At 64.1% G+C, this 24,075-nt stretch carries 20 protein-coding genes and 5 pseudogenes; 2 read left to right on the forward strand and 23 right to left on the reverse strand.

The window, feature by feature from the left end; genetic code table 11:
- Positions 1 to 10 precede the first annotated feature (10 nt).
- The 7 genes and pseudogenes from G4G28_RS14185 to ppsA all read right to left on the reverse strand — a co-directional run bounded on the left by G4G28_RS14185 (position 11) and on the right by ppsA (position 7,343).
- Positions 11 to 550 carry a hypothetical protein gene (locus G4G28_RS14185; RefSeq protein ID WP_183107505.1) on the reverse strand — a complete coding sequence of 180 codons (540 nt, stop codon included), beginning with the start codon at positions 548 to 550 and terminating at the stop codon, positions 11 to 13.
- Positions 481 to 663: a hypothetical protein gene (locus tag G4G28_RS14190; RefSeq protein WP_183107506.1), complete on the reverse strand. Its 183-nt coding sequence runs from the start codon at positions 661 to 663 to the stop codon at positions 481 to 483. Before G4G28_RS14190 ends, G4G28_RS14185 begins: the two co-directional genes overlap by 70 nt.
- A 652-nt stretch (positions 664 to 1,315) precedes the next feature.
- The gene (locus G4G28_RS14195; protein ID WP_182988762.1) at positions 1,316 to 1,474 is read right to left on the reverse strand and encodes a hypothetical protein; all 159 of its coding nucleotides are present in this window, start codon (positions 1,472 to 1,474) and stop codon (positions 1,316 to 1,318) included.
- Between the two features lie 278 nt (positions 1,475 to 1,752).
- Positions 1,753 to 2,286, reverse strand: a complete 534-nt coding sequence (locus tag G4G28_RS14200) for a hypothetical protein (protein ID WP_182988763.1) — start codon at positions 2,284 to 2,286, stop codon at positions 1,753 to 1,755.
- A 498-nt stretch (positions 2,287 to 2,784) separates the two neighbouring features.
- A pseudogene (locus tag G4G28_RS14205) lies at positions 2,785 to 3,321 on the reverse strand (putative PEP-binding protein); the annotation flags it as partial.
- A 125-nt stretch (positions 3,322 to 3,446) separates the two neighbouring features.
- Positions 3,447 to 3,812 (reverse strand): HEAT repeat domain-containing protein, encoded by a 366-nt coding sequence (locus G4G28_RS24900; protein WP_210283261.1) that lies wholly within the window; start codon positions 3,810 to 3,812, stop codon positions 3,447 to 3,449.
- A 1,176-nt stretch (positions 3,813 to 4,988) separates the two neighbouring features.
- The gene (gene ppsA, locus G4G28_RS14210) at positions 4,989 to 7,343 is read right to left on the reverse strand and encodes a phosphoenolpyruvate synthase (protein ID WP_229425630.1); all 2,355 of its coding nucleotides are present in this window, start codon (positions 7,341 to 7,343) and stop codon (positions 4,989 to 4,991) included.
- 337 nt (positions 7,344 to 7,680) lie between these two features.
- Here ppsA and G4G28_RS14215 point away from each other — a divergent pair, with 337 nt between their 5' ends.
- Positions 7,681 to 8,532, forward strand: coding sequence for a pyruvate, water dikinase regulatory protein (locus tag G4G28_RS14215; protein ID WP_182988765.1), 852 nt, complete (start codon positions 7,681 to 7,683; stop codon positions 8,530 to 8,532).
- A gap of 560 nt (positions 8,533 to 9,092) precedes the next feature.
- Here the strand turns inward: G4G28_RS14215 and G4G28_RS28355 are convergent.
- The 7 genes and pseudogenes from G4G28_RS28355 to G4G28_RS14240 form a co-directional block, all read right to left on the reverse strand.
- A complete protein-coding gene (locus tag G4G28_RS28355; protein WP_308600634.1) occupies positions 9,093 to 9,260 on the reverse strand; it encodes a hypothetical protein in 168 nt (55 codons plus the stop codon).
- Between the two features lie 259 nt (positions 9,261 to 9,519).
- Entirely contained in the window at positions 9,520 to 10,005 is a 486-nt protein-coding gene (locus G4G28_RS14225) for a formate dehydrogenase accessory sulfurtransferase FdhD (RefSeq protein WP_374039733.1), read from the reverse strand.
- 122 nt (positions 10,006 to 10,127) lie between these two features.
- Positions 10,128 to 10,217 (reverse strand): annotated as a pseudogene (locus G4G28_RS26355) (sulfurtransferase FdhD); the annotation flags it as partial.
- 159 nt (positions 10,218 to 10,376) lie between these two features.
- Positions 10,377 to 12,681, reverse strand: a pseudogene (locus tag G4G28_RS14230) (FdhF/YdeP family oxidoreductase).
- Positions 12,682 to 12,705: 24 nt separating this feature from the next.
- Positions 12,706 to 12,996, reverse strand: coding sequence for a hypothetical protein (locus tag G4G28_RS14235; protein ID WP_229507639.1), 291 nt, complete (start codon positions 12,994 to 12,996; stop codon positions 12,706 to 12,708).
- Between the two features lie 43 nt (positions 12,997 to 13,039).
- Positions 13,040 to 13,168 (reverse strand): hypothetical protein, encoded by a 129-nt coding sequence (locus G4G28_RS27575; RefSeq protein ID WP_267875243.1) that lies wholly within the window; start codon positions 13,166 to 13,168, stop codon positions 13,040 to 13,042.
- Complete coding sequence (locus G4G28_RS14240; RefSeq protein WP_183107508.1) at positions 13,150 to 15,219, reverse strand: PAS domain-containing sensor histidine kinase; 2,070 nt, start codon at positions 15,217 to 15,219, stop codon at positions 13,150 to 13,152. Before G4G28_RS14240 ends, G4G28_RS27575 begins: the two co-directional genes overlap by 19 nt.
- 96 nt (positions 15,220 to 15,315) lie before the next feature.
- Between G4G28_RS14240 and G4G28_RS14245 the strand changes: the two genes are divergently transcribed.
- Positions 15,316 to 16,146 (forward strand): metallophosphoesterase, encoded by an 831-nt coding sequence (locus tag G4G28_RS14245; protein WP_183107509.1) that lies wholly within the window; start codon positions 15,316 to 15,318, stop codon positions 16,144 to 16,146.
- Positions 16,147 to 16,212: 66 nt separating this feature from the next.
- Here the strand turns inward: G4G28_RS14245 and G4G28_RS14250 are convergent, their stop codons facing one another.
- From G4G28_RS14250 to G4G28_RS14290, 9 genes and pseudogenes are all read right to left on the reverse strand, one after another.
- Complete coding sequence (locus tag G4G28_RS14250) at positions 16,213 to 17,205, reverse strand: hypothetical protein (protein WP_182988768.1); 993 nt, start codon at positions 17,203 to 17,205, stop codon at positions 16,213 to 16,215.
- A gap of 467 nt (positions 17,206 to 17,672) precedes the next feature.
- Positions 17,673 to 18,260: a DUF6151 family protein gene (locus G4G28_RS14255; RefSeq protein ID WP_182988769.1), complete on the reverse strand. Its 588-nt coding sequence runs from the start codon at positions 18,258 to 18,260 to the stop codon at positions 17,673 to 17,675.
- Between the two features lie 89 nt (positions 18,261 to 18,349).
- A pseudogene (locus G4G28_RS14260) lies at positions 18,350 to 19,134 on the reverse strand (TrmH family RNA methyltransferase).
- Positions 19,131 to 19,852, reverse strand: a pseudogene (rnhB, locus tag G4G28_RS14265) (ribonuclease HII). The pseudogenes G4G28_RS14260 and rnhB overlap by 4 nt, the downstream one beginning before the upstream one ends.
- A 106-nt stretch (positions 19,853 to 19,958) precedes the next feature.
- Positions 19,959 to 21,116 (reverse strand): lipid-A-disaccharide synthase, encoded by a 1,158-nt coding sequence (lpxB, locus tag G4G28_RS14270; protein WP_182991826.1) that lies wholly within the window; start codon positions 21,114 to 21,116, stop codon positions 19,959 to 19,961.
- Between the two features lies 1 nt (position 21,117).
- A complete protein-coding gene (gene lpxA / locus G4G28_RS14275) occupies positions 21,118 to 21,918 on the reverse strand; it encodes an acyl-ACP--UDP-N-acetylglucosamine O-acyltransferase (protein WP_182988771.1) in 801 nt (266 codons plus the stop codon).
- Positions 21,918 to 22,415 carry a 3-hydroxyacyl-ACP dehydratase FabZ gene (gene fabZ, locus G4G28_RS14280; protein ID WP_182988772.1) on the reverse strand — a complete coding sequence of 166 codons (498 nt, stop codon included), beginning with the start codon at positions 22,413 to 22,415 and terminating at the stop codon, positions 21,918 to 21,920. Before fabZ ends, lpxA begins: the two co-directional genes overlap by 1 nt.
- A complete protein-coding gene (gene lpxD, locus G4G28_RS14285; RefSeq protein WP_183107510.1) occupies positions 22,412 to 23,455 on the reverse strand; it encodes a UDP-3-O-(3-hydroxymyristoyl)glucosamine N-acyltransferase in 1,044 nt (347 codons plus the stop codon). The genes fabZ and lpxD overlap by 4 nt, the downstream gene beginning before the upstream one ends.
- A 70-nt stretch (positions 23,456 to 23,525) precedes the next feature.
- Positions 23,526 to 24,053, reverse strand: coding sequence for an OmpH family outer membrane protein (locus G4G28_RS14290; protein ID WP_182988774.1), 528 nt, complete (start codon positions 24,051 to 24,053; stop codon positions 23,526 to 23,528).
- Between the last annotated feature and the right edge of the window lie 22 nt (positions 24,054 to 24,075).

Raw genomic sequence — 24,075 nt, forward strand, 5'->3', positions numbered from 1 at the left:
TCGGCCCGGCTCACGCCGACGATGCGCTCGCCGGGCTGGAGCTGGCCCGAGCGCGCGGCCGCACCGCTGGTGTCAGCGCCAGCACCTCGACCGGCGCTCCGCTGGCGAACAGGGTCACGCCGATGCTCGCGCCGTCCTGTTGCGTCGAGGTCGCACGGGCGCCCGCCGCCGGGAAATAGCGCGCATCCGGATCGAAGGAACGGGCATAGGCATTCATGTAGAGCTCGAAGACATCGGCCTGGGTGCGGGCTTTGGCCTCCGCCAGGCGCGTGCTGTAGCGGCGCTCGAGGGTGGTGACGATGTCGGCCTCGCGCATCCCGGCCAGGCGCAGGGTCAGGACCTCGTCGATGAGGCGCTGGCGCCATAGCGTGCGCTGTTCCTGTTCCGACGCGGGACGTGGCAGGGTGGAGCGCACACGCCGGTAGCGCTCCTTGCCGCTGGTGGCGACGAAGGCGCGCAAGGTTTCGCCTGCAAAAGCGGTCAGCAGCGCCAGCCGGTCGAGAAAGCGCTCTTGGATAGCGAAAGGCGCGCCACGGCTGGCTTCCTCCACAGCGCACGCAGCCGGGCGCGATGACTGTCGATGGCGCCTGCGTCGGCCTGGGTGAACACCGGGCGCTCCGGGTCGAGCGCATCGAGGTAGCCGTCGAGGACGTCCGCCGTCACCAGGCGCGCCGGCGCGGGCGGCTTGTAGGCATAGCGCAGGAGCAGCGCGCGAGCTCCACAAGGCCGCGTCGGCTTGCACGGGCGTGATCACGGTCGCGGCGGCGTGCGCGCTGAGGCCGATGCCCAGGCCGCACGCGAGCGCGGCCAGCTGGCGCAGCGCGCGGCCAGGCCAATAGCGCCGCCGTGCCTGCGAGGGCGTGGTGTCGCTGCGGGGCGATGGATGTGGGAGGGGCGTTCGGCTTCATGCAGGACTCCGTTGGATGAGGGCAGAGTCTAGCATGTGGTATTTCAAACAAGAAATATGCGGCTACCCGGTGATGCCGCGCTCAGGATGAGGGGCAGGTTCGGCTTTGCCAAGGGATCTGCCACCGTGCAGGCCGCCACCGCGCCGCGGCGGCAGAGCCCGTGTCCGAATGTCAGACCTGACCCCCGTCGCCTTGACCCCCGTCGCCTGACCCCCGTCGCCTGTGCCCCCCGTCGCCTGGCTGTCGGTAAAGCAGAACGTCTTCATGTAGAGCTCTCTGGTTCTTAAGTAGAAAATTACTTCTAACTGCGCTCTTTTGTGGGGGGGATTATCCTTCACCGAGAGAAGAACCGGCCAGCGCCGCGCTGTTAGCCTTGCTCCAGGCAACGTGACGGGCACGGGATGAGCTCATGTCCAAATGTCAGACCTGACACCTCGCCCAGTAATCACGCGCACCGGGCCGGCGCCGATCTTCTGGCCGATGGCGCGGCCTTGCGTCAGCACGGTGCCGGTGCCTTTCAAAGAGAAACGCTGCTGGGCGTCGGTGGCTTTCTGCTGCGACTTCACGGTTTCCGGACGCGCCTGCTGGATGAACAGTTCAGCGCCTGCTGTGGTGTCGGCAGAGCCGGTGTCCGAATATCAGATCTGACACCTTCACCGTGAGACAAACCGGCGGGCGCTGCACTGTTAGCCTTACTCCAGGCAACATGACGGGCACGGGGATGGGCTCCTGTCCAAATGTCAGACCTGACACCTCGCCCACGCTTCACATCTTGAAAGGCAGGCGAACTTAGGTCAGCACGGCATATTGGCTTAATGATGTATGGGCCGGCAGCCCTTTTTGCTCACTTTGCTGGCGCAACTGTTAGCACGAACCCTTGGGCTTCGCCGGGCCGCTGGTTAAAGAAATACTTGAACTCCACCTCAGCCGTGGAAGAGTTAAACGGTTCAACCACGATAAACTCTCCATGCATAGCGCGCGTGATCACGTTGTTCTCGAATGGGAGCGGCCGCCCCGTTAGACAGTGGACGACTTCTGAAATATTTGGCGCCAGCGTCTCCGAGGATGTGTGAGTTGAAAGGTAGGCACATAACTTCATCCCTATTGCATCTGCTGGCAACGCGCGGCAGGATTTCGATTTGTTTCCAGCTAGCGTTTCCAAATTTAGCGCGACCGAGCGTGAGCCCTCATTACCTAATGCGAACGCGCGAATTTGCTCGCAAGTCTCCATACGACGAGTAGCACTCCATGCACTTGACGAAACGCCAAACATGCAAAGCAACATCATTTTTAGCAGTCGCTCCATTTCGATCCTCAGAATGGCTTCACGTAGCACATGAGCAATGTTTTTTGCTCGTTTGCTGTTTTCTATATGCATCGCGATAATCGTTCAATGCCCCTTTCGTTCGCCGGCGATCGGCGGGGCTAAGAGACAGTTTCGAAACTCGATACGGCCGAGATGTTCTTGCGCACTTTCTGAAATGTGCGCAATTAGCCGTCCGTTCAGCCGTTAACGCGGCATGAAATTGCGCGTAGGCGCGTTGCCACCGGGTTATTAACCTGTCTCTAAGCCGCCCGCGGATCAAACGATATTGATACTAGCCATCGCTTAGCTCAACTACGCCGATTACATTATTGCGAACTATACAATTGGCATAACTATTCCCTAATCCATTACTTGGTCCTGGCGCCGTAGAACCTCGTGCTGCGACAAGCGGTTTATGCCTGGGTTCAGTCGACGCTCGCACCTGCTCAGCACGGTCACCTTGCAGCTATCATTGCAGTGCTATGCCGGAAAAACAAAACCCCGTCCCCTCAAAGGCAGCGGGGTTTGAGAATCCAACTGCGCGCCCTTCGCCGCACGCGTGTGTCGTGCTTACATCGACGCCAGCTTCTGCCAGGTCTCGATCACCGAATCCGCATTGAGCGACATCGATTCGATGCCCTGCTCCATCAGCCAGACGGCGAAGTCCGGATTATCCGATGGCCCCTGGCCGCAGATGCAGATGTACTTGCCCTGGTCGCGGCAAGCCTTGATCGCCAGGCCAAGCATGGCTTTCACGGCAGGGTCGCTCTCGTCGAAATCGGCGGCCAAGAGCGGCATGCCGGAATCGCGGTCCAGGCCCAGGGTCAGCTGGGTCAGGTCGTTCGAGCCAATCGAGAAGCCGTCGAAATGCTCGAGGAAGCGCTCGGCCAAGGTGGCGTTCGATGGCACTTCGCACATCATGATGACGCGCAGGCCGTTTTCGCCGCGCTTGAGGCCATATTTGCCCGGCAGTGCAATGACTTTCTCGGCCTGGCCCAGGGTACGCACGAACGGAAACATCAGCTCGACGTTGGTCAGGGCCATTTCTTCGCTCACGCGCTTTATCGCGATGCATTACATCTCGAAGGATTCGGCGCGGTCCTCGCTTCAGGCAACATCACCTTTACGGGGATGAGTTCGTGTCCAAATGTCAGACCTGACATCTATCCATGAATCGTTTGCCTGTGAAATATTGTGGCCTTGTTTGGCTCTGATTGATTTATGGTTCCGGACTAACTGTGCCACCCCAACAACGCTTCAAAAAAAGTTCGTTCGGGCGCACTTAATCTTAGCCACTGACGGTAGCTACTCTCGTTAGTGGCGTCGGGGAAACATTGCAGCCCGCTCCCCTTTACACTATTCAAAACACGTAGCCCTTCTCGATCATCGATCATACCTATGGCAATAAGTGAATCGCAACGAATGAAATCCTCTTCAGATTCCATTTTAGCCAATCTCGTCAAAACAGGAATAGAGGATCTGTGCCTTATATTTCCAAGTGCACCTATTGCATACCTTCGATTTGGCATCTTAGGATCCATTACCTCTTTTTCCAGTATTGGAACGACTCCACCACCGGCCAGGATTAACGGGTCCATGATTTGATCTTCGGCTTGATCACGTTCATAGAACGTCCGGATTGCGATTTCTGGCGTGGAATCAATCCTAACAATTTTTACCGAAAGCCATGCGAAAAAAGCCAGTAGGAGGATTGCACTTAATGATGCCGCTTTTTTGTATTGTTCATTACGATCCTAACGAACGGTAAGAGGAATCTTATTGTCACGATCGCCTCGCAAATCATTTAGCAGCTTATCGTTTCCGAAAATACCACCACCGTAATCAATACAACCTGCTGATCCATCCAAATATCCGCCATGTAGATAGAAACCAGTCCGACCAAAACGTTTGGTGCCGCGCAGCGGATATATCAAGCGCCAAAGTCGTGATCATATCCCTTATCGACAACGGCATGGATCCCTTCTGCGCTCTTCAAAAATAATTGCTCGTTGGTATCGGGATCATGGACGAGGGCATCGACGTACCAATCATCGCCATCGCCGCTGTAGAGAAGCTCACCTATTTTTTCGAACGATGCGCATACGCTGCCCGCCGTTCTGCATGCATTCGGGGCCGAATGCAAACGCAGTTACTGGGGGAAATAATAGTCCGCTTAGCAGAAAAAAGTTTGCTATCGATTTAATCTTACTAAACATGACTAAAGAAATGAAAAGGCTTATCAGCTGCCACGAGATCGGGATACTCGATACTCACAACAAGCAAAAGAGCGCAGCTATGCATACCCTAGGGCCTAGAGCACACGGAACTTTTATCTGGCTTGACTGGCTAGGGAAGGGAACGATGGAACGATGTAATTAGATCTCTACAACGTATAATCTTTAAGACGTCATCGTTCGCTATAAGATACAGGAACTGCGTTTATTTTGTGACAATATACACATCTCCACTAATAGTCAACTTATCATTCTATTTTATGCTAATTGAATATTTACACCCTGTTTCTAACATGGAGCGCCTCTGGCGTCCACCTAGGTAGGAATGCGCTCCAATCGAACTGCACATTAGTTTCGATAGACCTCGTGCTGCGGCAAGCGGTCTATGCCTGGGTTCAGTCGACGCTCGCACCTGCTCAGCACGGTCACCTTGCACCTATCATTGCAGTGCTATGCCGGAAAAACAAAACCCCGCCGCCTCAAAGGCAACGGGGTTTGAGTATCCAACTGCGCGGCCTTCGCCGCACGCGTCTGTCGTACTTACATCGACGCCAGCTTCTGCCAGGTCTCGATCACCGAATCCGGATTGAGCGACATCGACTCGATGCCCTGCTCCATCAGCCAGACGGCGAAGTCCGGATTGTCCGACGGTCCCTGCCCGCAGATGCCGATGTATTTGCCCTGGTCGCGGCAAGCCTTGATGGCCAGCGAGAGCATGGCTTTCACGGCCGGGTCGCTCTCGTCGAAATCGGCGGCCAGGAGCGGCATGCCGGAATCGCGGTCCAGGCCCAGGGTCAGCTGGGTCAGGTCGTTCGAGCCGATCGAGAAGCCGTCGAAATGCTCGAGGAAGCGCTCGGCCAGGATCGCGTTCGACGGCACTTCGCACATCATGATGACGCGCAGGCCGTTTTCGCCGCGCTTCAGGCCATATTTCGCCAGCAGCGCGATGACTTTCTCGGCCTGGCCCAGGGTGCGCACGAATGGAATCATCAGCTCGACGTTAGTCAGTCCCATTTCTTCGCGCACCCGCTTCATCGCGAGGCATTCCATTTCGAAGGCTTCGGCGAAGTCTTCGGCCAGGTAGCGGGCGGCGCCGCGGAAGCCCAGCATCGGGTTTTCTTCGTCCGGCTCGTAGCGCGACCCGCCGATCAGCTTCTTGTACTCGTTCGACTTGAAGTCGGACAGGCGCACGATGACCGGTTTCGGCCAGAAGGCGGCGGCAATCGTCGCCACGCCTTCGGCGAGCTTGTCGACGTAGAAGGCTTTTGGCGACGCGTGGCCTCTAGCGACCGATTCCACCGCCTTCTTCAGGTCGGCATCGATGTTTGGGTACTCGAGGATGGCCTTCGGGTGTACGCCGATGTTGTTGTTGATGATGAATTCCAGGCGCGCCAGGCCCACGCCGCCGTTCGGCACCGACTGGAAGTCGAAAGCCAGCTGCGGGTTGCCGACGTTGAGCATGATCTTGGTATTGATCGGTGGCAGTTCGCCGCGCGAGACTTCGGTGATCTCGGTTTCCAGCAGGCCGTCGTAGATCTTGCCTTCGTCGCCTTCGGCGCAGGACACGGTGACAAAGGTACCGTCTTTCAGCACTTCGGTGGCGTCGCCGCAGCCGACAACGGCCGGCACGCCCAGTTCACGGGCGATGATGGCCGCGTGGCAGGTACGGCCGCCGCGGTTGGTGACGATGGCCGAGGCGCGCTTCATGACCGGTTCCCAGTTCGGGTCGGTCATGTCGGCCACCAGCACGTCGCCCGGCTGCACGCGTTCCATTTCCGACGGGTCGGTAATCACGCGCACCGGGCCGGCGCCGATCTTCTGGCCGATGGCGCGGCCTTGCGTCAGCACGGTGCCGGTGCCTTTCAAAGAGAAACGCTGCTGGGCGTCGGTGGCCTTTTGCTGCGATTTTACGGTTTCCGGACGCGCCTGCAGGATGAAGAGCTTGCCGTCGCGGCCGTCCTTGCCCCACTCGATGTCCATCGGGCGGCCGTAGTGGTTCTCGATGATAACGGCGTATTTCGCCAGTTCCACCACTTCTTCGTCGGTCAGCGAGTAGCGGTTGCGCATCTCGATCGGTACGTCGACGGTCTTCACCGAACGGCCAGCCTTGGCCTCCTGGGTGAATTCCATCTTGATCAGTTTCGAGCCGATGTTGCGGCGGATGACCGGCTTCTTGCCCTGTGCCAGCATCGGCTTGTGGACGTAGAACTCGTCCGGATTGACCGCGCCCTGCACCACCGTTTCGCCCAGGCCGTAGCTGGAGGTGATGAAGACGACGTCCTTGAAGCCCGATTCGGTGTCGATGGTGAACATGACGCCGGCCGCGCCCAGGTCCGAACGGACCATGCGCTGCACGCCGGCCGACAGCGCGACCTCGGCGTGGGTGAAGCCTTTGTGGACGCGGTAGGAGATTGCGCGGTCGTTGTAGAGCGACGCGAAGACGTGCTTCATCGCTTCCAGGATATTGTCGATGCCGACCACGTTCAGGAAGGTTTCCTGCTGGCCGGCGAAGGATGCGTCCGGCAAGTCTTCGGCGGTGGCCGAGGAGCGCACGGCAAACGACATCTCGGCGACCGAGTCGGCCACCAGGCGTTCGTAATAGCTGCGGATTTCGGCTTCCAGGCGCGGCTGGAACGGAGTTTCGACGATCCACTGGCGGATCTCGGCGCCAGCAAGCGCCAGCGAGCGCACGTCGTCGATGTCAAGGCCCTCGAGGCGGGTAGCGATGCGGCTTGCCAGCGATGGGCCGCCGTCGACCGAGTGCTCGAGGAAGTCGCGGAAAGCTTGCGCCGTGGTGGCGAAGCCGGTCGGCACGCGCACGCCGGCGCTGGCCAACTGGCTGATCATTTCGCCGAGCGAGGCATTCTTGCCGCCGACTGATTCGACATCGGTCATGCGCAGGTTTTCGAACGCGGCGACGTACACACCCGTGCCTTGTTCGGGTTCCTGCAATGCTGCGTTGGACAGGTTAGTCATGGTAAAAACACCCTTCTGATGATGGAAACCTTTTCGGGATCTCGACCAACCGACAACGCGTTACCCAGGGTGTTGCAAGGCCCGGCTCGCGACGGTTCGGCGAGATTCCTGCTTCGTGGGGCGCGGCGCGTTTTCTTGTTATTCTGTTCGCCGTGCAGCACAATGCAAAAAACCGTTGCCGAGCATTCTACCCCGGGCGCCCCGGTTTCACAGCGCACAACACTGCAAACCTGACAGCATTGCTTAAAAAAATACCATGACGCACGATGCCCGCCCTCCGCTTCCTCCACCCACGCGCACCGTGTTTTTCGTCTCCGACGGAACCGGCATTACCGCGGAAACCTTCGGCCACGCGGTGCTCAGCCAGTTCGAGATGCGTTTCCGCCAGATCCGCATTCCATTTACCGACACGCTGGAAAAGGCACGCGACGCCGCCCGCCGCATCAACGAGGTCTATAACGCCGACGGCAAGCAGCGACCGATCGTGTTCTCGACGCTGGTCAAGCACGACCTGTCGGGCGTGATCCGCGCCGCCAACGGCATGCACATGGACCTGTTCCAGACCTTCGTCGCGCCGCTGGAGATGGAACTCGGCGTGAAGTCGACCCACACGATCGGCCGCATCCACAACATCGTCGACTCCGAGGAATACAAGAACCGCATCGAGGCGATTAACTTTTCGCTCGCGCACGACGATGGCCAGTCGCACAAGAACCTGGCCGAGGCCGACGTCATCCTGGTGGGCGTGTCGCGCTCGGGCAAGACGCCGACCTCGCTGTATCTTGCGATGCAGTACGGGATCAAGGCGGCGAACTACCCGCTCATCCCCGACGACTTCGAACGCGGCAAGCTGCCATCGTCCCTGCCGCCGTTCAAGCACAAGCTGTTCGGGCTGACCATCACGCCGGAACGCCTGACGGAAATCCGCAACGAACGCCGCGCCGGCAGTAAATATGCGTCGATCGAGAACTGCCGCTACGAGGTCAACGAGGCGGAGCAGATGATGAAGCGCGAGGGCATCCGCTGGCTCTCCTCGACGACCAAGTCGATCGAGGAAATCGCGACGACGATCCTGCAGGAGATCAAACCGGATCGGCGCGAGTACTAGCACAAGCAAGGCTGGGGTCAGGTCTGACATTTGGACACGGGCTCATCTTTGAACCAGCGTTCAGGGGTGGCGTGGCCCCGTCCAGATACAAGCAACGCGGGGGGTCAGGTCTGACATTTGGACACGGGCTCATCTTTGAACCAGCTTTCATGGGTGGCGTGGCCCCGTCCAGATACAGCTCTTCCTCGAGACCAGCTTGCGGCTGTGCTCGTGTCCAAATGTCAGACCTGACCCCAGCTTTTGCTCTGGCCTTTCTTGCAGTTTTGCCGAGCGTGCCGGTGACAATTTAAGTATTTTTGCAACTTCTTTCTAGAATCCTCGTTTCAATTTGCGCAGGCCCGCAGCTGCTGTATCGCCGGTATGCCCTGGGCGCCTGCCGTGGCGCACCGGTGACACCGGCCGCAACTGGACCTGGGTGCAGGACTCCCGCCGTTTCCACACCGCCTGCTGAGCCTCGGCTACGCCAGCGCCGACGGCCGATTCCACAGCTCGGCCGATGGCGGGAAGAACTGGACGCTGGAGCGCCGGGTGCCGTAAAGGCTGGCCGTGTTGGGCTGGCCTCAGCCCGCCATGCCCTTGCGCAGCAGCTCGGCTGTAAGCGCATTCATGTCCACGCCGCGCTCGGTTGCCAGCGCCTGCAGCTGCTTGACCAGCTCGCCCTCGAGCTTGACCGCGAACGGCACCAGGCCGGCGGCACGTTCGCGCTCGCGCTGTTCGCGGCGGTCCACCGGGCTTGCCGCGGCGCCCCGAACGCAGCGCCGCGCGCGCCCATCTGGTTCATCAGCTTCTTGGCGTCGCTCTTTGCCAGGTCGGTCTTTTTCATCGTCGTGTCCTTATCTTCTCGAAACCGTCATTTTAGCCGAGGCCGACAACCGCTCGGCGCGGCAGCGGATCGATGCGCAGGAGTACTCAGTCGAGCCCGTGTCCGAATGTCAGACCTGACCCCGGCATTGCACTGGAGTACTCAGTCGAGCCCGTGTCCGAATGTCAGACCTGACCCCGGCATTGCAGGCGCTGCGGCCCGCTGTAGACCACATGCTTGCCGCCACGGACGAAACCGGCCAGCGTGAGTCCGGCGGCATCGGCCATCTGGATGGCCAGCGCGGTCGGCGCCGAGATGGCGGCCAGCAGGGGGGAACCGGCGCGCGCGGCCTTCAGTACCATCTCGTAGCTGGCACGGCTGGTGACGACGGCGAATCCGTCGCGGGGTATGCTGGCGCGTGCCAGCGCGCCCACGAGCTTGTCGAGCGCGTTGTGGCGGCCGACGTCTTCGCGCACGCACAGCAGCTTGCCGTCGCTGTCGGCCCAGCCGGCGGCGTGGACGGCGCCCGTCAAGCCATGCAGCTGCTGGCGCGCCGCCATGTCAAGCATTGCGCGCTGCAGCGCGGCCGCTTCAAACACCTGCGCGGGCGGCGCCGGGCGCTCCTCGACGTCGCAGGCCCTCTCCTCCCCGAAATACGCCAGGCTGTCCACGCCGCACAGGCCGCAGCCGGTGTTGCCGACCCGTGCCAGGCGCGCGCGCTGAAGCGTGCCATGGCGCCGGCGGCGATGCGCAGCTCGATGGCGATGCCGCGTTCGCCCTCTTCCACCTCGATGTCGTAGACGTCGGCGGCGCTACGCACGATGCGCTCGCCCAGCGTGAAGCCGAGCGCAAAGTCTTCCAGGTCGAGCGGCGAGGCCAGCATCACGGCCTGGGTGATGCCGTTGTAGCTGAGCGCGACCGGTACCTCCTCGGCCACCAGTTCGATGGCGTCACGCACGGCCGCGCCATCGAAGCGAACGGCGGCCACGCGCTGCGTCGCCGCGGGGGCGGACCGGCCGACGCCGGAAAGCGTCGTGCGCCTTCATCGCGGCTTCCTCCCGCGATCGACGAACACGTCGATCGCCTTCGCCGCCGGCACCTTGCTTTCCTTCGCGTGGTGCCAGAGCGGGATCAGCGGATTACACTCGGGGAAGTAGCCGGCAATGCAGCCCTCGGGGATATCGTAGGGCACGACGGCCAGGCCGGCCACGCGGCGTTCGACGCCGTCCTCGCTGGCGCAGCGCAGGGTGACGAGGTCGCCTTCGGCAAGTGCGCGCCTGGCCATGTCGGCGCGTGCCATGAAGACCACCATGCGGCTGCCGCGCACGCCGCGGAAGCGGTCGTCGTAGCTGTAGACGGTCGTGTTGAACTGGCCGTCGCTGCGCACGGTGAAGAGGCGCATGGTCGCGGGCGCCCCTTCCAGGTCGGGGTTGCCGGGCAAGCCTTCGGGCACGGTGAATTCGGCCTTGCCGCTCTCGGTCTTCCATTGGCGCCGCGGCGCGCCCAGCGGACGGCGAAAGCCGCCGGGCGTCCACATGCGCGCGTTGAAGTCGTGGAAGATGTCGGGATAGGTCTCGCCGATGGCGTCGCGGATGCGGCCATAGTCGGCCACCCAGGCGCGCCCAGTCCAGGCGCGGGTTGCGCGCCAGCGTGGCCTCGGCGATGCCGGCGACAATCGCCGGCTCCGACAGCAGCTGACGCGACGCCGGTTCGGCCATGCCGCGCGAACCGTGGATGCAGGCGGTGCTGTCTTCCACCGTGACGGCCTGCTCGCCGGCCAGCTGGCGGTCGACCTCGATGCGGCCGAGACAGGGCAGGATGTAGGAAGCCTTGCCGTGGATGACGTGGTTGCGATTGAGCTTGGTCGAGATCTGCACCGTCAGCGGGATCTCGCGCCAGGCCGCTTCCATCAAGGCTGTTTCCGGCACCGCGCGCAGGAAGTTGCCGCCCAGGGCGATAAAGGCCGGCACCTGGCGCGCCAGGATGGCTTCGCAGCTTTCCACCGTGTTCATGCCGGGCTCGCGCGGCGGCTCGAAGCCATACTGTTCCTTCAGCTTGTCGAGCGGCGCCAGCTCGGGCTTCTCGGTGATGCCCACCGTGCGCTGGCCCTGCACGTTCGAGTGCCCGCGCACCGGGCATACGCCGGCGCCGGGTCTGCCGATGTTCCCGCGCAGGAGCAGCAAATTGACCACCATCGCCACGTTCTGCACGCCGTTGCGGTGCTGGGTCAGCCCCATGCCGTAGATGCCCATGACGGCCCGCGCGCGCGCATGGACATCCGCCGCTTCTTCCAACGCGGTGCGTCTCAATCCCGACTCGCGCTCGATGTCGGCCCATGGGCAGGCGCGCACTGCGGCCGCGAAGGCGTCGAAACCGCGCGTGTGTTCGGCGATGAAGGCCGTGTCGAGCACCCGCACGCCGCCAAGCGCCAGCGCCGCGTCGTCGAGCGCGATGATCGCCTTGCACAGCCCCATCAGCGCGGCCGTGTCGCCACCCGGCTTGACCTGGTGGTACTGGGTGCTGATCGGCGTTTCCTGCCCAGTCAGCATCTCGATGGGCGACTGCGGGTTGGTGAAGCTCACCAGGCCGCGCTCGCGCAGGGGGTTGAAGGTGATGACCGGCACCCCGCGGCGGCGCGCCGCCTGCAGCTGGTGCAGCATGCGCGGGCTGTTCACGCCCACGTTCTGGCCGAAGAAGAAGATGCAGTCGGTCTGCTCGAAGTCATCCAGCACGACGCTGCCAACGCCGTCGCCGATGGTCTTTTGCAGCGCCACCGAGGTGCTCTCGTGGCACATGTTCGAGCTGTCGGGCAGGTTGTTGTTGCCGTACATGCGCGCCAGCAGGCCGTACATGTAGGAAGTCTCGAGCGAGGCGCGGCCGGAACTGTAGAACACGACCTTGTCGCGCGCGCAGGCACGCAGGGCCGCGCCGATCTCGGCGAACGCGGTGCCCCACGAGACCTCGCGGTACCTGTCGCTGGCGGCGTCCCAGCGCAGGGGCACCGTCAGGCGGCCCTGGTCTTCCAGCTCATGGTCGCCCCAGGCCTCCAGCTCGGTCACCGTGTGGCGCTCGAAGAAGTCCGGGCCGATGGTCTTGCTGGTGGTTTCCCAGGCCGTCGCCTTGGCGCCGCTTTCGCAGAATTCGAAGGGATGGGGATTGGCCGGCTTGGCCCAGGCGCAGCTGACGCAGGCGAAGCCGTCGGGCTTGTTCTGCTGCGCCAGCAGGCGGCTGTCCTTCAGCGGCACCCGCTGGTCGAACAGGATGCCGGCTACTTCCTTGACCGAACCCCAGCCTCCAGCCGGCATCGATGCCGACCCCGTCCTGACGTCTCCCGCATCCTTGCTCATGCCGCGCTCCTGGTGATGGAGCGATCAGCCTACCCGTCCTTGCGCGGTCCTACCGTTCGCTCGCGCACGCAGACCGGTCCAGCAGGGAGACTGGCGCCTGGACGCGCCGTCATCAGGGGCGCGAACGCCCGCGCACCCCGCCAGCACCTGCGCCAGCCGGTCGGTATCCATCGGCTTGACGAAGTGGTGTTCGAAGCCGCTCGACTTCGACAGGATACGGTCGTGCGCCTGGCCATAGCCGGTCAGCGCGATGAACAGCGCGCCGCCGGTGGCGGGGTCCGCGCGCAGGCGGCGCGCCAGTTCGTAGCCGTCCATCTCGGGCAGGCCGATGTCGAGGATGAAGACCTCGGGTGGCGCTTCACGCGCGCGCGATGGCCTCGCGCGGATGGGCGTGCACCTCGACCCGGTGGCCCTGCGCTCCCAGCAGCTCCGCCAGCGACTCCGCGGCATCGACATTGTCGTCGACGATCATGATACGGGTCGGCACGGCATTGGCCGCTTGCGGGTCGATGCTGCTTGCCGTCGTGCCCAGGCGGGCGGCGTCGATCGCGGGCAGCGTGATCGTAACGTGCTGCCGCTGCCCGGGCCATCGCTGGCCGCGCCCACGCTGCCGCCATGCAGCGCCACCAGGGTCTTCACCAGCGCCAGGCCGATGCCGAGGCCCCCTTGCGCGCGGTCGGGCGTGCGCTCGGCCTGGGTGAACAGCTCGAAAATCTGCGGCAGCAGCTTGGGCTCGATGCCGATGCCATTGTCGGCCACGCTGATCTCTACCCGCGCGCCTGCGCCGCCATCGCCCTTCTCCAGCACCGCGACGGCCAGCGTGATCTCGCCGTTCTGGGGCGTGTACTTGGCCGCGTTGTTGAGGAGGTTGGCGATCACCTGCACCAGGCGCGTGCGGTCGCCCAGCACGGTCGCCGGGGAGGCGTCGGTGCGGATCGTCAGATGGTGGTGGCGCACCTCGATCAGGGGACGGGCCTGTTCCACGGCGCTGGCCACCGCCGCCTTGATGTCGACCGGTTCCTTCTCCAGGTCGACCAGGCCGCGCGTCACCCGCGACACGTCCAGCAGGTCGTCGACCAGGGCCGTCATGTGCTTGACCTGGCGGCTGATGACTTCGCTCGCTTTCCTGGTGCGGGCGTCGCTTGGGGCGGTCAGGCGCAGCATCTCGGCGGCGGTGCTGATCGGCGCCAGCGGATTGCGCAGCTCGTGCGCGAGCATGGCGAGGAACTCGTCCTTCTTGCGGTTCGATTCGCGCAGTTCGAATTCGGCCTGGTAGCGCTCGGTGACGTCGACCGTCACGCCGCGCAGGCGCACCGGCTTGCCCTCGGCATCGAACTGCACCTTGCCGCGGCTGTCGACCCAGATCTGGCGGCCCGTGTCCGGGCGGATGAAGCGCAGGATCTCCTGGTAGCTGCCGGCCCCCTTGATTGCGCGCGCATGCGCCGCCTCGACGCGCTCGCGGTCCTCGGGGTGGATGTGCACGCCGACGGCGCCCATCCGGTCCGGTGCGATGCCGAGCACGGTCGGCACGTTGTCCGAGTATTCCAGTGCCCCCGTGTCCAGGTCCCAGTCCCAGACCACCATCTTGGTGGCGTCGAGCCCGTCGCGCAGGCGCTCGTCGCTCTCGCGCTTGGCCTTCTGGGCTTCCACCGAGTCGGTCACGTCGTAACCCTGGGCGAAGATGCCGATGGTGGTGCCGTACTGGTCCTTGTAGGGCTCGTACGACAGGTCGATGTAGCGCTGGCTGAGCGGTCCGTTCGGCTCGTACTGGACCGCCAGCGGCATGGCGCGCACCGTCCAGGCTTCGCCGGTCTGGTAGACCCGGTCGAGGTGCTCCTCGAAGCCCTGTCCGGCGACTTCGGGCAAGGCTTCCCACACCGTCTTGCCGACCAGTTCGCGGTGGCCGACCAGCTGGTAATAGGCCTCGTTGACCATCTCGAAGACGTGTTTCGGTCCCATCAGCACCGCCACGAAGCCGGGCGCCTGGTTGAACAGGCTGCGCAGGTGCTCGCGTTCGTTGTTGAGGATGCGCGAGAGCGCCTCGTGCATCTGCGCCCGGCTGAAGTTCTCGGCATTGCTGCCACCCGGCGCCGTCAGCTGCAGCGAAGCGACCTGGGAGCCTTCGTCAAAGCGGTACAGTTCGGTGACATCGACCGGGTTCTGGAACACCAGCACCGGTTTGCCGTCCGCGCCCAGCACCGGGGTGTGCACGGTGCTCCAGTAGCGCTCCTCGTACTTCTTGCCGGCCGGGGTGTCGACTTCGACGGCGTAGCGCACGAAGGCGGTGGTGTCCGGCTCGCCCTTGGCCAGCGCGCGCAGCAGCGAGGCCTTGACCTCGGAAATATTGGTCGCCTCGAGGTTCGATTCCTCGGCCGGGAAGGCCTCGAAGACATAGCGGCCGACGATGTCCTCTTCGGTGCGCCCGACCGAACGCAGGTAGGCGCCGCTGGCACCGACGATGGTCAGGTCCGGCGTCATCACCAGGTAGGGGTAAGGCGTGGCCCGGAACAGCGCCTGATAATCCGATAATGTCATCATCCCGGGATTGTCGCATGGGTAACACCGTTCCGTAACAATGTCCTGCGAGCGCAGGAAATGCAGTTTCCCCGCCGTCTTCCCGTATACTGCCCCGCTATGCGCATCCAGCTCTTTTCCGACCTTCACCTCGAACGCTATCCCGATTTCGAGCCCGACATCGCCCCCGACACCGACGTGGTGGTGCTGGCGGGCGACATCGGCTCCTACCAGGCAGGCTCGCGCCTGGCTGGCGAGGACTTCGGCCTGGAGCGCTTTTCGCCGCTGCGCCCGGGCGCCTCCCCTGCCCGCGTCCTGTTCATTCCCGGCAACCACGAATTCGACGGCCTCGATTTCGACGCCACCATGCTGCGCCTGCGCGCCACGTGCAATCGCCTCGGCATCACCTGGCTCGACCAGGAAGTCGTCACCATCGGCAACGTGCGCTTCGTCGGCACCACCCTGTGGTCGGACTTCGATGCGCTGGCAGCCGGCCACGACCTGACGAAGCAGCTACAGCTGCGCAACAAGGCGATCCGGGCCGCCAACTACTACCTCAGCAAGAACACGACACTACGCGGCGGCGAACCCATGCTGGCGGAAAGCCTGCGCGAGATCGGCCTGGCCTGCCAGGACTGGTTGCGCGGCGCGCTCATGCAGCCATTCGAGGGCACGACGGTGGCCGTCACCCACTTCGCCCCCACCCTGCGCAGCGCCGACCCGCGCTACGGCGTCACGCCGGGCACGGCGGGCTTTTGCAATGCGCTCGACGGCCTGCTGCCCCTGGCCGACCTCTGGATCCACGGGCACCTGCACTGTCCGCACGACTACGTGGTGGGCGGCAGCGAGGACGGCCGCCCCTGGTCCTGCCGCGTGGTCGCCAATCCGCGCGGCTACCTGAGCAAGGGCGAGCAGGAAGGGTTCAAGCCGGAGTTCGTCATCACGCTGTGACGCCGCTGCGTGACTGGATCTGACGTAGTTGTTTCAACAGCACGTGGACCGTACTGGCGGCGCTCCTCAAGCCCGTGCCAATTCGCGCTGCACCCGGTCATGCACAAAACCCGGATGGATGCTTTCGCGCTTTCCGTCTGCAATCCAGGCCCAGGGTACCGGCATGATGCTGCGCTCCAGCGCGGCGACGAGCGCCCTGGCCTCCTTGCCTGCCCCGCACAGGTAGCACGCCACGGCAAAGTGGTTCAGGCCCACAGCGCGGAACCCGTGGCGCGGCTGATGCAGTTTCTCCTCGAGCGTGGCAGGAGTAGCGTTGAGCCAGGCATACAGCGCGGTACTGACGCGGGCCGCGTGCGAGGCGTTGCGCAGCTGCTTGACCGCATTCGCTCCCAGCGCCAGCGCGTGTTCGCAATATGCCAGGGCCACCAGGAAGTGGATCGCACTGCCGCGAGGGGCCCGCTCCGCGCTTTCCTGGGCAAAGCGGAACATCCTCTCGTGGCTGCCGCCCCATTTCTCGGTGGTGACCATGAAATACCGGTAATGCGTCGGCCAGTGCATGGGAACGCGTGCGGTGGCCTGTGCGAAGTATTGGTCGATCAGGTCGCGATCGCCGCTTCTTCGCACTTCCGCCAGGATCAGCCAGGCGAAAGGGTCGGCCGCCACCGCGTCCAGGCGCGCTGCCTCGAGCAGCGGCTGCGGGGCGCCGTTGATCAGGTCAAAGAACGGCTGTACGGCCGCCGGGTCGACGTTCTTGCCATAGGCGCTGCCGCGAATCTTCCATGCCTTGCCGATCATGCTGGCGCCCAGCAGGGTATGTGCGATTGACGAGCCGCTGCGGCTTTGCACCCATTGTTGCGCCAGCTCGACCGCATCGTCGCGCTGGGAGAAGGTGTGGAGCAGGCGCTCGCGCTCCTCGTCGCTTGCGGAGAGCAGCAGCTGTTCGGCTTCCTGGTAGCTGCCGCCGATGACATGCTTGAGCAACTGGCTCATCGATGGCGGCGGTAGGTCGTCGATGACGGCTGCCTTGGGAGTCAGTCCGAGGCTAGAAAGGATGGACATCCGACGATTTTCTCCTGGCAAATGTTTTACGATGAAAAAGCTGCAGGCGGACCTCCTGGTGCGCCATGAACCTGGCGAACCTCAAGCGCGGAGTTGACAGCCTCATTGCGACCGATACCGCCCTGCCGTCAAAGGATAGCAGTCTCCTGTTGAGAAAAATTCCACGGATTGTCACAATGCCAAAATTTGGGCTATTCGGGACGCTGCCTGGCACAATGGCCCAGGGTCGCATGCGCTCGATTCTGGCTTCGGGAGATGGCTGATCCCGGTCAATGAATGCTGTGATGTCCGGCATGGGCTGGAAAAAAATGTCGAGTCACCGACTGCTGCCGACCGATAGCGATCGTGGCTACCAAGCAATTCTTGTTAAGTCACAAACGACTGCTCGTGGACCGGTAGCGCGACGTTCAAACCGCCCAGTGTATGGTGTTGCTGCCAGGACCTGCACTGGGTTTTGTCACGCGCTCCTAGGGCGTGACCGCCGCCCGCTCCTCGCGCGACAGCACCCGCGGCACCCGCACCGGCGCCTCGCCCGCATCGAAGAAAGGATTGTCGCGATAGCCGCCGCCGAGCCGCGCGGCCGTGATCATGCTGCCGATCTTGACCACCGCCAGCGCGAGCCCGAGCGGCGTCGATGGCACGGGACCGTGCGCCGATTTCGTATTCGCGGCGAAGCGCTTGCGCCCCAGTTGCCGGTCCAGCACCTCGGGCGCTTCCATCAGGCAGGCCCGCACCAGCCCGACATACGCCACTTTCGCATCGCGCGGCGTATTCCCGATCGGTGTCCCGCAGCAGGACGCATACCAGCGATAGATCCCGCGCGGACTGAGCGACATGCACGCCAGGTGCTCCAGCCCGCTCGTCAGGCGCACCCCTGACGGCCGCGTCGCCTCGACCTCGGTTCCACCGGCCGCATCGAGTACCTCCCCCTCCTTCTTCAGGAAACGCGCGAAGGCCTGGCAATCCCTGCAATAACACACGGCCCGCGCCACGACCCTGTTCGCGTCCACGCTTCCGCGCAGCTTGCCGCACTTGCACCGCAACTGAATGTCCATATGCACCCCAGGTAGTAAGAAACGAAGCTCGGTACCGGCATGATGCCAGGGCTGCGCCAGCCCGGGTTACCCGGACAGCGACAGACTGCCTATTGCTGTTGCTGGCGTAACTGTTCGAAAAAGCAGACCGCGGCGGCGGCGGCGACATTCAGGGATTCGACCTGGCCGGCGTGCGGAATCACGACCTGGTGCGAGGCCATGGCCATCAGGTCGTCGGCGACGCCCTGCCCTTCATGGCCGAGCAGCCAGGCCACCGGCTGGCGCAGGTCGACCTCGTACAGCTTCTGCGTGGCGTAGCCGCTCATCGCGAGCACCGCGATGTCCGAGGCCTCGATCAGCGCGGCCAGGTCGACGTTCTCGAAGATCTCGAGCACGAAATGCGCGCCCATGGCCGCGCGCAGCACCTTCGGTGACCAGCAGAAGGCGCTGCCCGGGCTGCAGAACACTGGGTGATCCCGGCCGCGCCGGCGCTTCGCAGGATGGAGCCCACATTGCCTGGATCCTGCACGCCGTCGAGCAGCACCGCCGATACGGCCATCTGCGCGGGCGCCGCCGGATGCGGGGTCTCGACCAGGAACAGCAGGTTGATGCCGTGCTCAACCTGGCTCAGCGCCCCGAACAGGGCGTCGGGCAGGACCGTGACGTGCGCGCGCAGGGCTTCGCACCTGGCGGCGATGGCGGCCACTTCCGGGTTCGCCAGGGCGCCCTCCGACACCACGCAGTGCGGTGGCGCGCCGCGCAGGTCGAGCCAGGCCTGGCACAGGTGCACGCCGTCGAGCAGGGTGCGCCCGGCCTTGCGGCGCGCCTGCGAGCTGGCGGCGAGGGCCTTGAGTTCCTTGTAGAAGGGATTGTCGCGCGAGGTGAGGGTCTTCATGCAGTCTGCGCTTGAGTCGGCGCTTCCAGCAGCGCCGCGGCGGGCGCCGGCTCGCCGAAGGCATCGCCAGGCGCCGGCGCGAACAGGTCCACCTGCAGCAGGCTGCGCACCGGCGCGAAGGGCGGCGGTGCACCGGCGACGGGCCGTGCAGGCGCAGGCGCTCCAGGTGCAGGGCGGTGGAGTAGCCCTTGTGCTGGTCGAAGCAGTACTGCGGATAGGCGGCGTGCAGGCGCACCAGTTCGGCGTCGCGGGCCGTCTTGGCCAGGATCGAGGCCGCCGAGATGGCGTGGCACTTGTCGTCGCCTTCGATCACGGCATGGGCCTTGACGTCCATCGGCGGGCAGCGGTTGCCGTCGATCAGGGCAATCGTCGGCACTAGTTGCAAGGCCTCGACCGCGCGGCGCATCGCCAGCATGGTCGCGTGCAGGATGTTGAGCGTGTCGATCTCTTCGCAGCTGGCCTGGCAGATCGCCCAGGCCAGGGCGTGCTCCCGGATTTGCGGTGCCAGCTCGTCGCGGCGCGCTTCCGTCAGCTTCTTGGAATCGCGCAGGCCCTCGATCGGCCGCTTCGGGTCGAGGATGACGGCGGCGGCGAACACGGGCCCGGCCAGCGGACCACGGCCGGCCTCGTCGACACCGCAGACGATGTCGAGGTCGGTGAACGGCCGCCGCAGCCGCGGCGGCAGGCCGGGATAGAAATTGACGCGCTTCTTGCTCATGGGGCGGTGCGGGAATGAATGGGTCGATGCGGGTGCTGCAAGGGCGCAGTATGCCACGGACGGGCGCCGGCCGTAAGGGCCATGGGAGCGCCGCCGCGGAACCGCGCTAAGTGCGCGCGCCGATCACGCGCAGCACGGCCTCGGCGCTCTCCTGCGCACTGTTGCGCAAGAGGCTATGGTGCATGTCGAGGAAACGCGCCGCCAGGCGGTCGCGCAGCGCCGTATCGTTCAGTTGCGCCCAGACGGCATCGGCCAGCGCGGCGGGGGTCACGGCATGCTGAAGCAATTCGGGCACGAGGAATTCGCGTGCCAGGATATTCGGCAGGCCGATCCAGGGCTGGTAGCCCATGTGGCGCATGATTTCCCACTCCAGGCGCTTGACCTTGTAGGCGACTACCATCGGCTTCTTGAACAGCGCCACCTCCAGCGTGGCCGTGCCCGAGGCGGCCAGCACGGTATCGGCTGCCGCGATCGCCCGGTGCGAGTCCTGGTCGACCAGCGTCAATGGCACGTCGCCCAAGCCCTCCTGCGCGAGCAGTTCGGTGAACAGCGCACGCTGCTTCTCTCCCGCCATCGGCACGACGAAGCGCAAAGCCGGATCGCGCTGGGCGAGCAGGCGCGCGGCACCGATGAAGGGCACCGTCAGGTGCTTCAGTTCGCTCATCCGGCTGCCGGGCATGATCGTCACGACACGTGCGTCAGGTGCCAGCCCCAAGGCGGCGCGCGCGGCGACCGTATCGGGTGCGAGCGGAATCGTCTCGGCCAGCGGGTGGCCGATATAGGTCACCGGCACGCCGGCGTCCTGGTAGATTTTTTCCTCGAAGGGGAAGATCACCAGCATGTGCGACACGGCGCGCTGGATCTTCTTGATGCGCCCTCCCCGCCAGGCCCAGATCTGCGGGCCGACGAAGTGTACGGTCGGGATGCCCTTGGCGCGCAGCTGTTCTTCCAGGCCGAGGTTGAAGCCCGGGTAGTCGGCACCGATGAAGGCCGCCGGGCGTTCCGCCAGCAGGCGGTCGCGCAGCCGGTTCTGGATGCCTTTCAGTTCGCGGTAGCGGGGAATGATTTCCAGCAGGTTGCGTACCGTGAGCGTGTCGAGCGGGACATCCGATACCATCCCCTGCTCGATCATGCGCGGCCCGCCGATGCCATGGAAGCGTACGCCGGGGAGCTGGGGACGCAGCCCCGCCATCAGGCGGGCGGCGAGCATGTCGCCGGAGACCTCGCCGGCCACCAGCGCCAGCGAGACTTCCTTTGGTCCCATGTCAGCGGACGATGCCACGGCTGGCGATGCCGAGAAAGTCGCGCATGGCACGGATACCGCCGGCGGCATCCGGCAAGGCCAGTTCTTCCTGCCCGAGCGCGGCCTTGGCTTCTTCCAGGGTCAGGTTGGAACGGTAGATCAGTTTATAGGCGCTGCGGATGCCGTCGATCTGGCTGCGCGAGAAACCGCGGCGCTTCAGGCCCTCGATGTTCACGCCGCGCGCGCCGGCCGGGTTGCCGGAGACGAGCACGAAAGGCGGCACGTCCTGGGTCAGGCTGGTGTACATGCCGATGAAGGCATGGGCGCCGATCTTGCAGAACTGGTGCACGCCGGCATAGCCGGACAGGATGGCGTGGTCGCCGACGTGCACGTGGCCGGCCAGCTGCGCGTTGTTCGAGAAGATCGTGTGGCTGCCGACCTGGCAGTCGTGGGCCAGGTGGACGTAGGCCGAGATCCAGTTGTCGTCGCCCAGGCGCGTCACGCCTTCGTCCTGGGCCGTGCCCAGGTTCATGGTGACGAATTCGCGAATCGTGTTGTCGCTGCCGATTTCCAGGCGCGTCGGTTCGCCCTTCCACTTCTTGTCCTGGGGCGCGGCGCCGATGGAGCAGAACTGGAAGAACTTGTTATTCTCGCCGATCGTCGTGTGGCCTTCGATGACGACGTGCGGACCGACGACGGTCCCGGCGCCGATGCGCACGTTCGGACCGATGATCGAGTACGGGCCGACCTCGACCGAGCTGTCCAGCTCGGCCTTCGGGTCGACGATCGCGCTCTGGTGAATCTTCGGTACTGCGTTGCTCATTACTGCCCCGCTGCCGCTGCCGGCGCTGCCGCCGAATTCTCGTTTGCCCGGATCGTGCACATCAGCTCGCCCTCGACGGCGACCTTGCCGTCGACGCTGGCGACCGCCTTGTATTTCCAGATGCCGCGCGATACGCGCAGGATCTCGACATCCATCACCAGCTGGTCGCCAGGCCCGACCGGACGCTTGAAGCGCGCATTGTCGATGCCGACGAAATACACCACCGAGTTTTCGTCGGGCTTCACATCCATCGTCATGAACGACAGGATGGCGGCCGTCTGGGCCATCGCCTCGATCATCAGGACGCCCGGCATGACCGGCTGGTGCGGGAAGTGGCCATTGAAGAATTCTTCGTTGACGGTGACGTTCTTGATGGCGGTGATGCGCTTGCCGACCTCGACGTCGAGCACGCGGTCCACCAGCAGCAGCGGGTAGCGGTGCGGCAGGTATTCCTTGATTTCGGTGATGCCGAGGGTGCGCTTTTCAGATGTGGTCATTTTTCTTCTGTGATCGTTCGGATGGTTTTTTCCAGCGCGCGGATCTTGTCGCGCATGGTGTTCAGGTTACGCACGATGGCCGCCGACTTTTCCCACTCGGCGTTCTTGGCGAGCGGGTAGAAACCGGTGTACTGCCCCGGCTCGAGCACCGAGCGCGAGACCATGCTGCCCGAGGAGATATGGACATTGTCGGCGATTTCCAGGTGCCCCAGCACCATCGCCGCGCCACCGAAGGTGCAGCGGCTGCCGATCTTCGCGCTGCCGGCCACGCCGACGCAGCCGGCCATGGCCGTGTGTGCGCCGATGTGGCAGTTGTGGCCGATCTGGATCTGGTTGTCGAGCTTGACGCCGTTTTCGATGACCGTGTCGGCCAGTGCGCCGCGGTCGATGGAGGTATTCGAGCCGATGTCGACGTCGTCGCCGATGACGACGCGCCCGGTCTGCGGGATCTTGATGTAGACGCCCGCTTCCACTGCGAAGCCGAAGCCGTCGCCGCCGATCACCGCGCCCGAGTGGACGATGCCGCGCGCGCCGATGACGCACTTGCGGTGGAAGGTGACGTTGGCAAAGAAGTGCGTGCCTTCGCCGACCATGGCGTCCTTGCCGATGAAGCAGCCATGCTCGATGACGGCGCCGGCTTTCACGACCGCGCCCGCCTCGATGGTGACGAAGGGGCCGATGTGGGCCGAGGGGTCCACCTGCGCGCTCGGGTCGACGACTGCGCTCGGGTGCACGCCGGCGGCGGGCGCCGTTTCTTCGAGCGAGAGGAAGTACTGGGCCGCGCGCGCAAAATAGGCATACGGGTTGGTGGTGACGATGCGGCTGCCGCTGTAGGTGGCGGCGACCGACGGATCGTCCAGCGGCGACAGGATCAGCGCGGCGGCCGCGCTCTGGCCGGCCAGCGCGCGCAGCTTGCTGTTGGAGAGGAAGCTGATCTGGCCGGGACCGGCGCTGTCGAGCGGGGCGATCGCGCTGACGACGAGGTCGGGGTCGCCGGTCAGCTGGCCGCCGAAGCGCTCGACCAGGTCCCGCAGGCGCACCTGCGTGCCCCCTGGATGGCCGGGCGCTTGTGCGACTGCTTCTTGATTCTTTTCGCGTTGTTCCAAAATCTTACTTGTCCAGCAGTTTCAGGATCTTGTCGGTAATGTCGATGCGCGGGCTCGACCACGCCGCTTCCTGCAGCACGGCGTCGAGTTTTTCCTGCTCGGCGATCTGCTCGATCATCTTGTAGGCCTTCTGGGCGATGGCGGCGCGTTCCTCGCTCTTGCGCTGGAACAGGTCTTCCTGGAACTCGCGCTGCATGCGCTGCACGTCCTTTTCCATGTCGAACAGTTCGCGCGCGCGGCGGGTGCGTTCGATGTCCGACAGGCGCGGCGCGTCGGCGTCGAACTTCTCGCTCATCTGCTTGAACTTGGCCACCATCTCTTCGGTCGTCTTCTGGCGCTTGGAGAACTCGGCCTGGATCTTGGCGTCGGCCGCCTTGGCCATCTTCGACTCGGTCATCAGGCGTTCGGTGTAGACGAAACCGATGCGGCTCGGTCCCGTCTGCGCCGCGGCCGGCAGCGAGGCCAGCGGAGCGGAAATCACGGCCGCCAGCACCAGGGTGCGTGGCAGCGTGGCAATCAGGGTTTTCAACATATGTCTCCGCGATGAAAGAGGG

It is taken from the genome of Massilia sp. Dwa41.01b, from assembly GCF_014171775.1.
Taxonomy (GTDB): Bacteria; Pseudomonadota; Gammaproteobacteria; order Burkholderiales; family Burkholderiaceae_D; genus Telluria.

Excerpts from the sequence above, each read along its gene's own strand:
- G4G28_RS14245 (WP_183107509.1), top strand. The coding sequence starts at position 15,316 with ATGCGCATCCAGCTCTTTTCCGACCTTCACCTCGAACGCTATCCCGAT.
- G4G28_RS24900 (WP_210283261.1), bottom strand. The coding sequence starts at position 3,812 with ATGGACCCGTTAATCCTGGCCGGTGGTGGAGTCGTTCCAATACTGGAA.
- G4G28_RS14290 (WP_182988774.1), bottom strand. The coding sequence starts at position 24,053 with ATGTTGAAAACCCTGATTGCCACGCTGCCACGCACCCTGGTGCTGGCG.
- G4G28_RS14240 (WP_183107508.1), bottom strand. The coding sequence starts at position 15,219 with ATGATGACATTATCGGATTATCAGGCGCTGTTCCGGGCCACGCCTTAC.
- G4G28_RS14235 (WP_229507639.1), bottom strand. The coding sequence starts at position 12,996 with ATGGACGGCTACGAACTGGCGCGCCGCCTGCGCGCGGACCCCGCCACC.
- G4G28_RS14255 (WP_182988769.1), bottom strand. The coding sequence starts at position 18,260 with ATGGACATTCAGTTGCGGTGCAAGTGCGGCAAGCTGCGCGGAAGCGTG.
- lpxA (WP_182988771.1), bottom strand. The coding sequence starts at position 21,918 with ATGAGCAACGCAGTACCGAAGATTCACCAGAGCGCGATCGTCGACCCG.
- G4G28_RS14215 (WP_182988765.1), top strand. The coding sequence starts at position 7,681 with ATGACGCACGATGCCCGCCCTCCGCTTCCTCCACCCACGCGCACCGTG.
- lpxB (WP_182991826.1), bottom strand. The coding sequence starts at position 21,116 with ATGGGACCAAAGGAAGTCTCGCTGGCGCTGGTGGCCGGCGAGGTCTCC.
- G4G28_RS14250 (WP_182988768.1), bottom strand. The coding sequence starts at position 17,205 with ATGTCCATCCTTTCTAGCCTCGGACTGACTCCCAAGGCAGCCGTCATC.
- G4G28_RS14200 (WP_182988763.1), bottom strand. The coding sequence starts at position 2,286 with ATGCATATAGAAAACAGCAAACGAGCAAAAAACATTGCTCATGTGCTA.
- ppsA (WP_229425630.1), bottom strand. The coding sequence starts at position 7,343 with ATGACCGATGTCGAATCAGTCGGCGGCAAGAATGCCTCGCTCGGCGAA.
- fabZ (WP_182988772.1), bottom strand. The coding sequence starts at position 22,415 with ATGACCACATCTGAAAAGCGCACCCTCGGCATCACCGAAATCAAGGAA.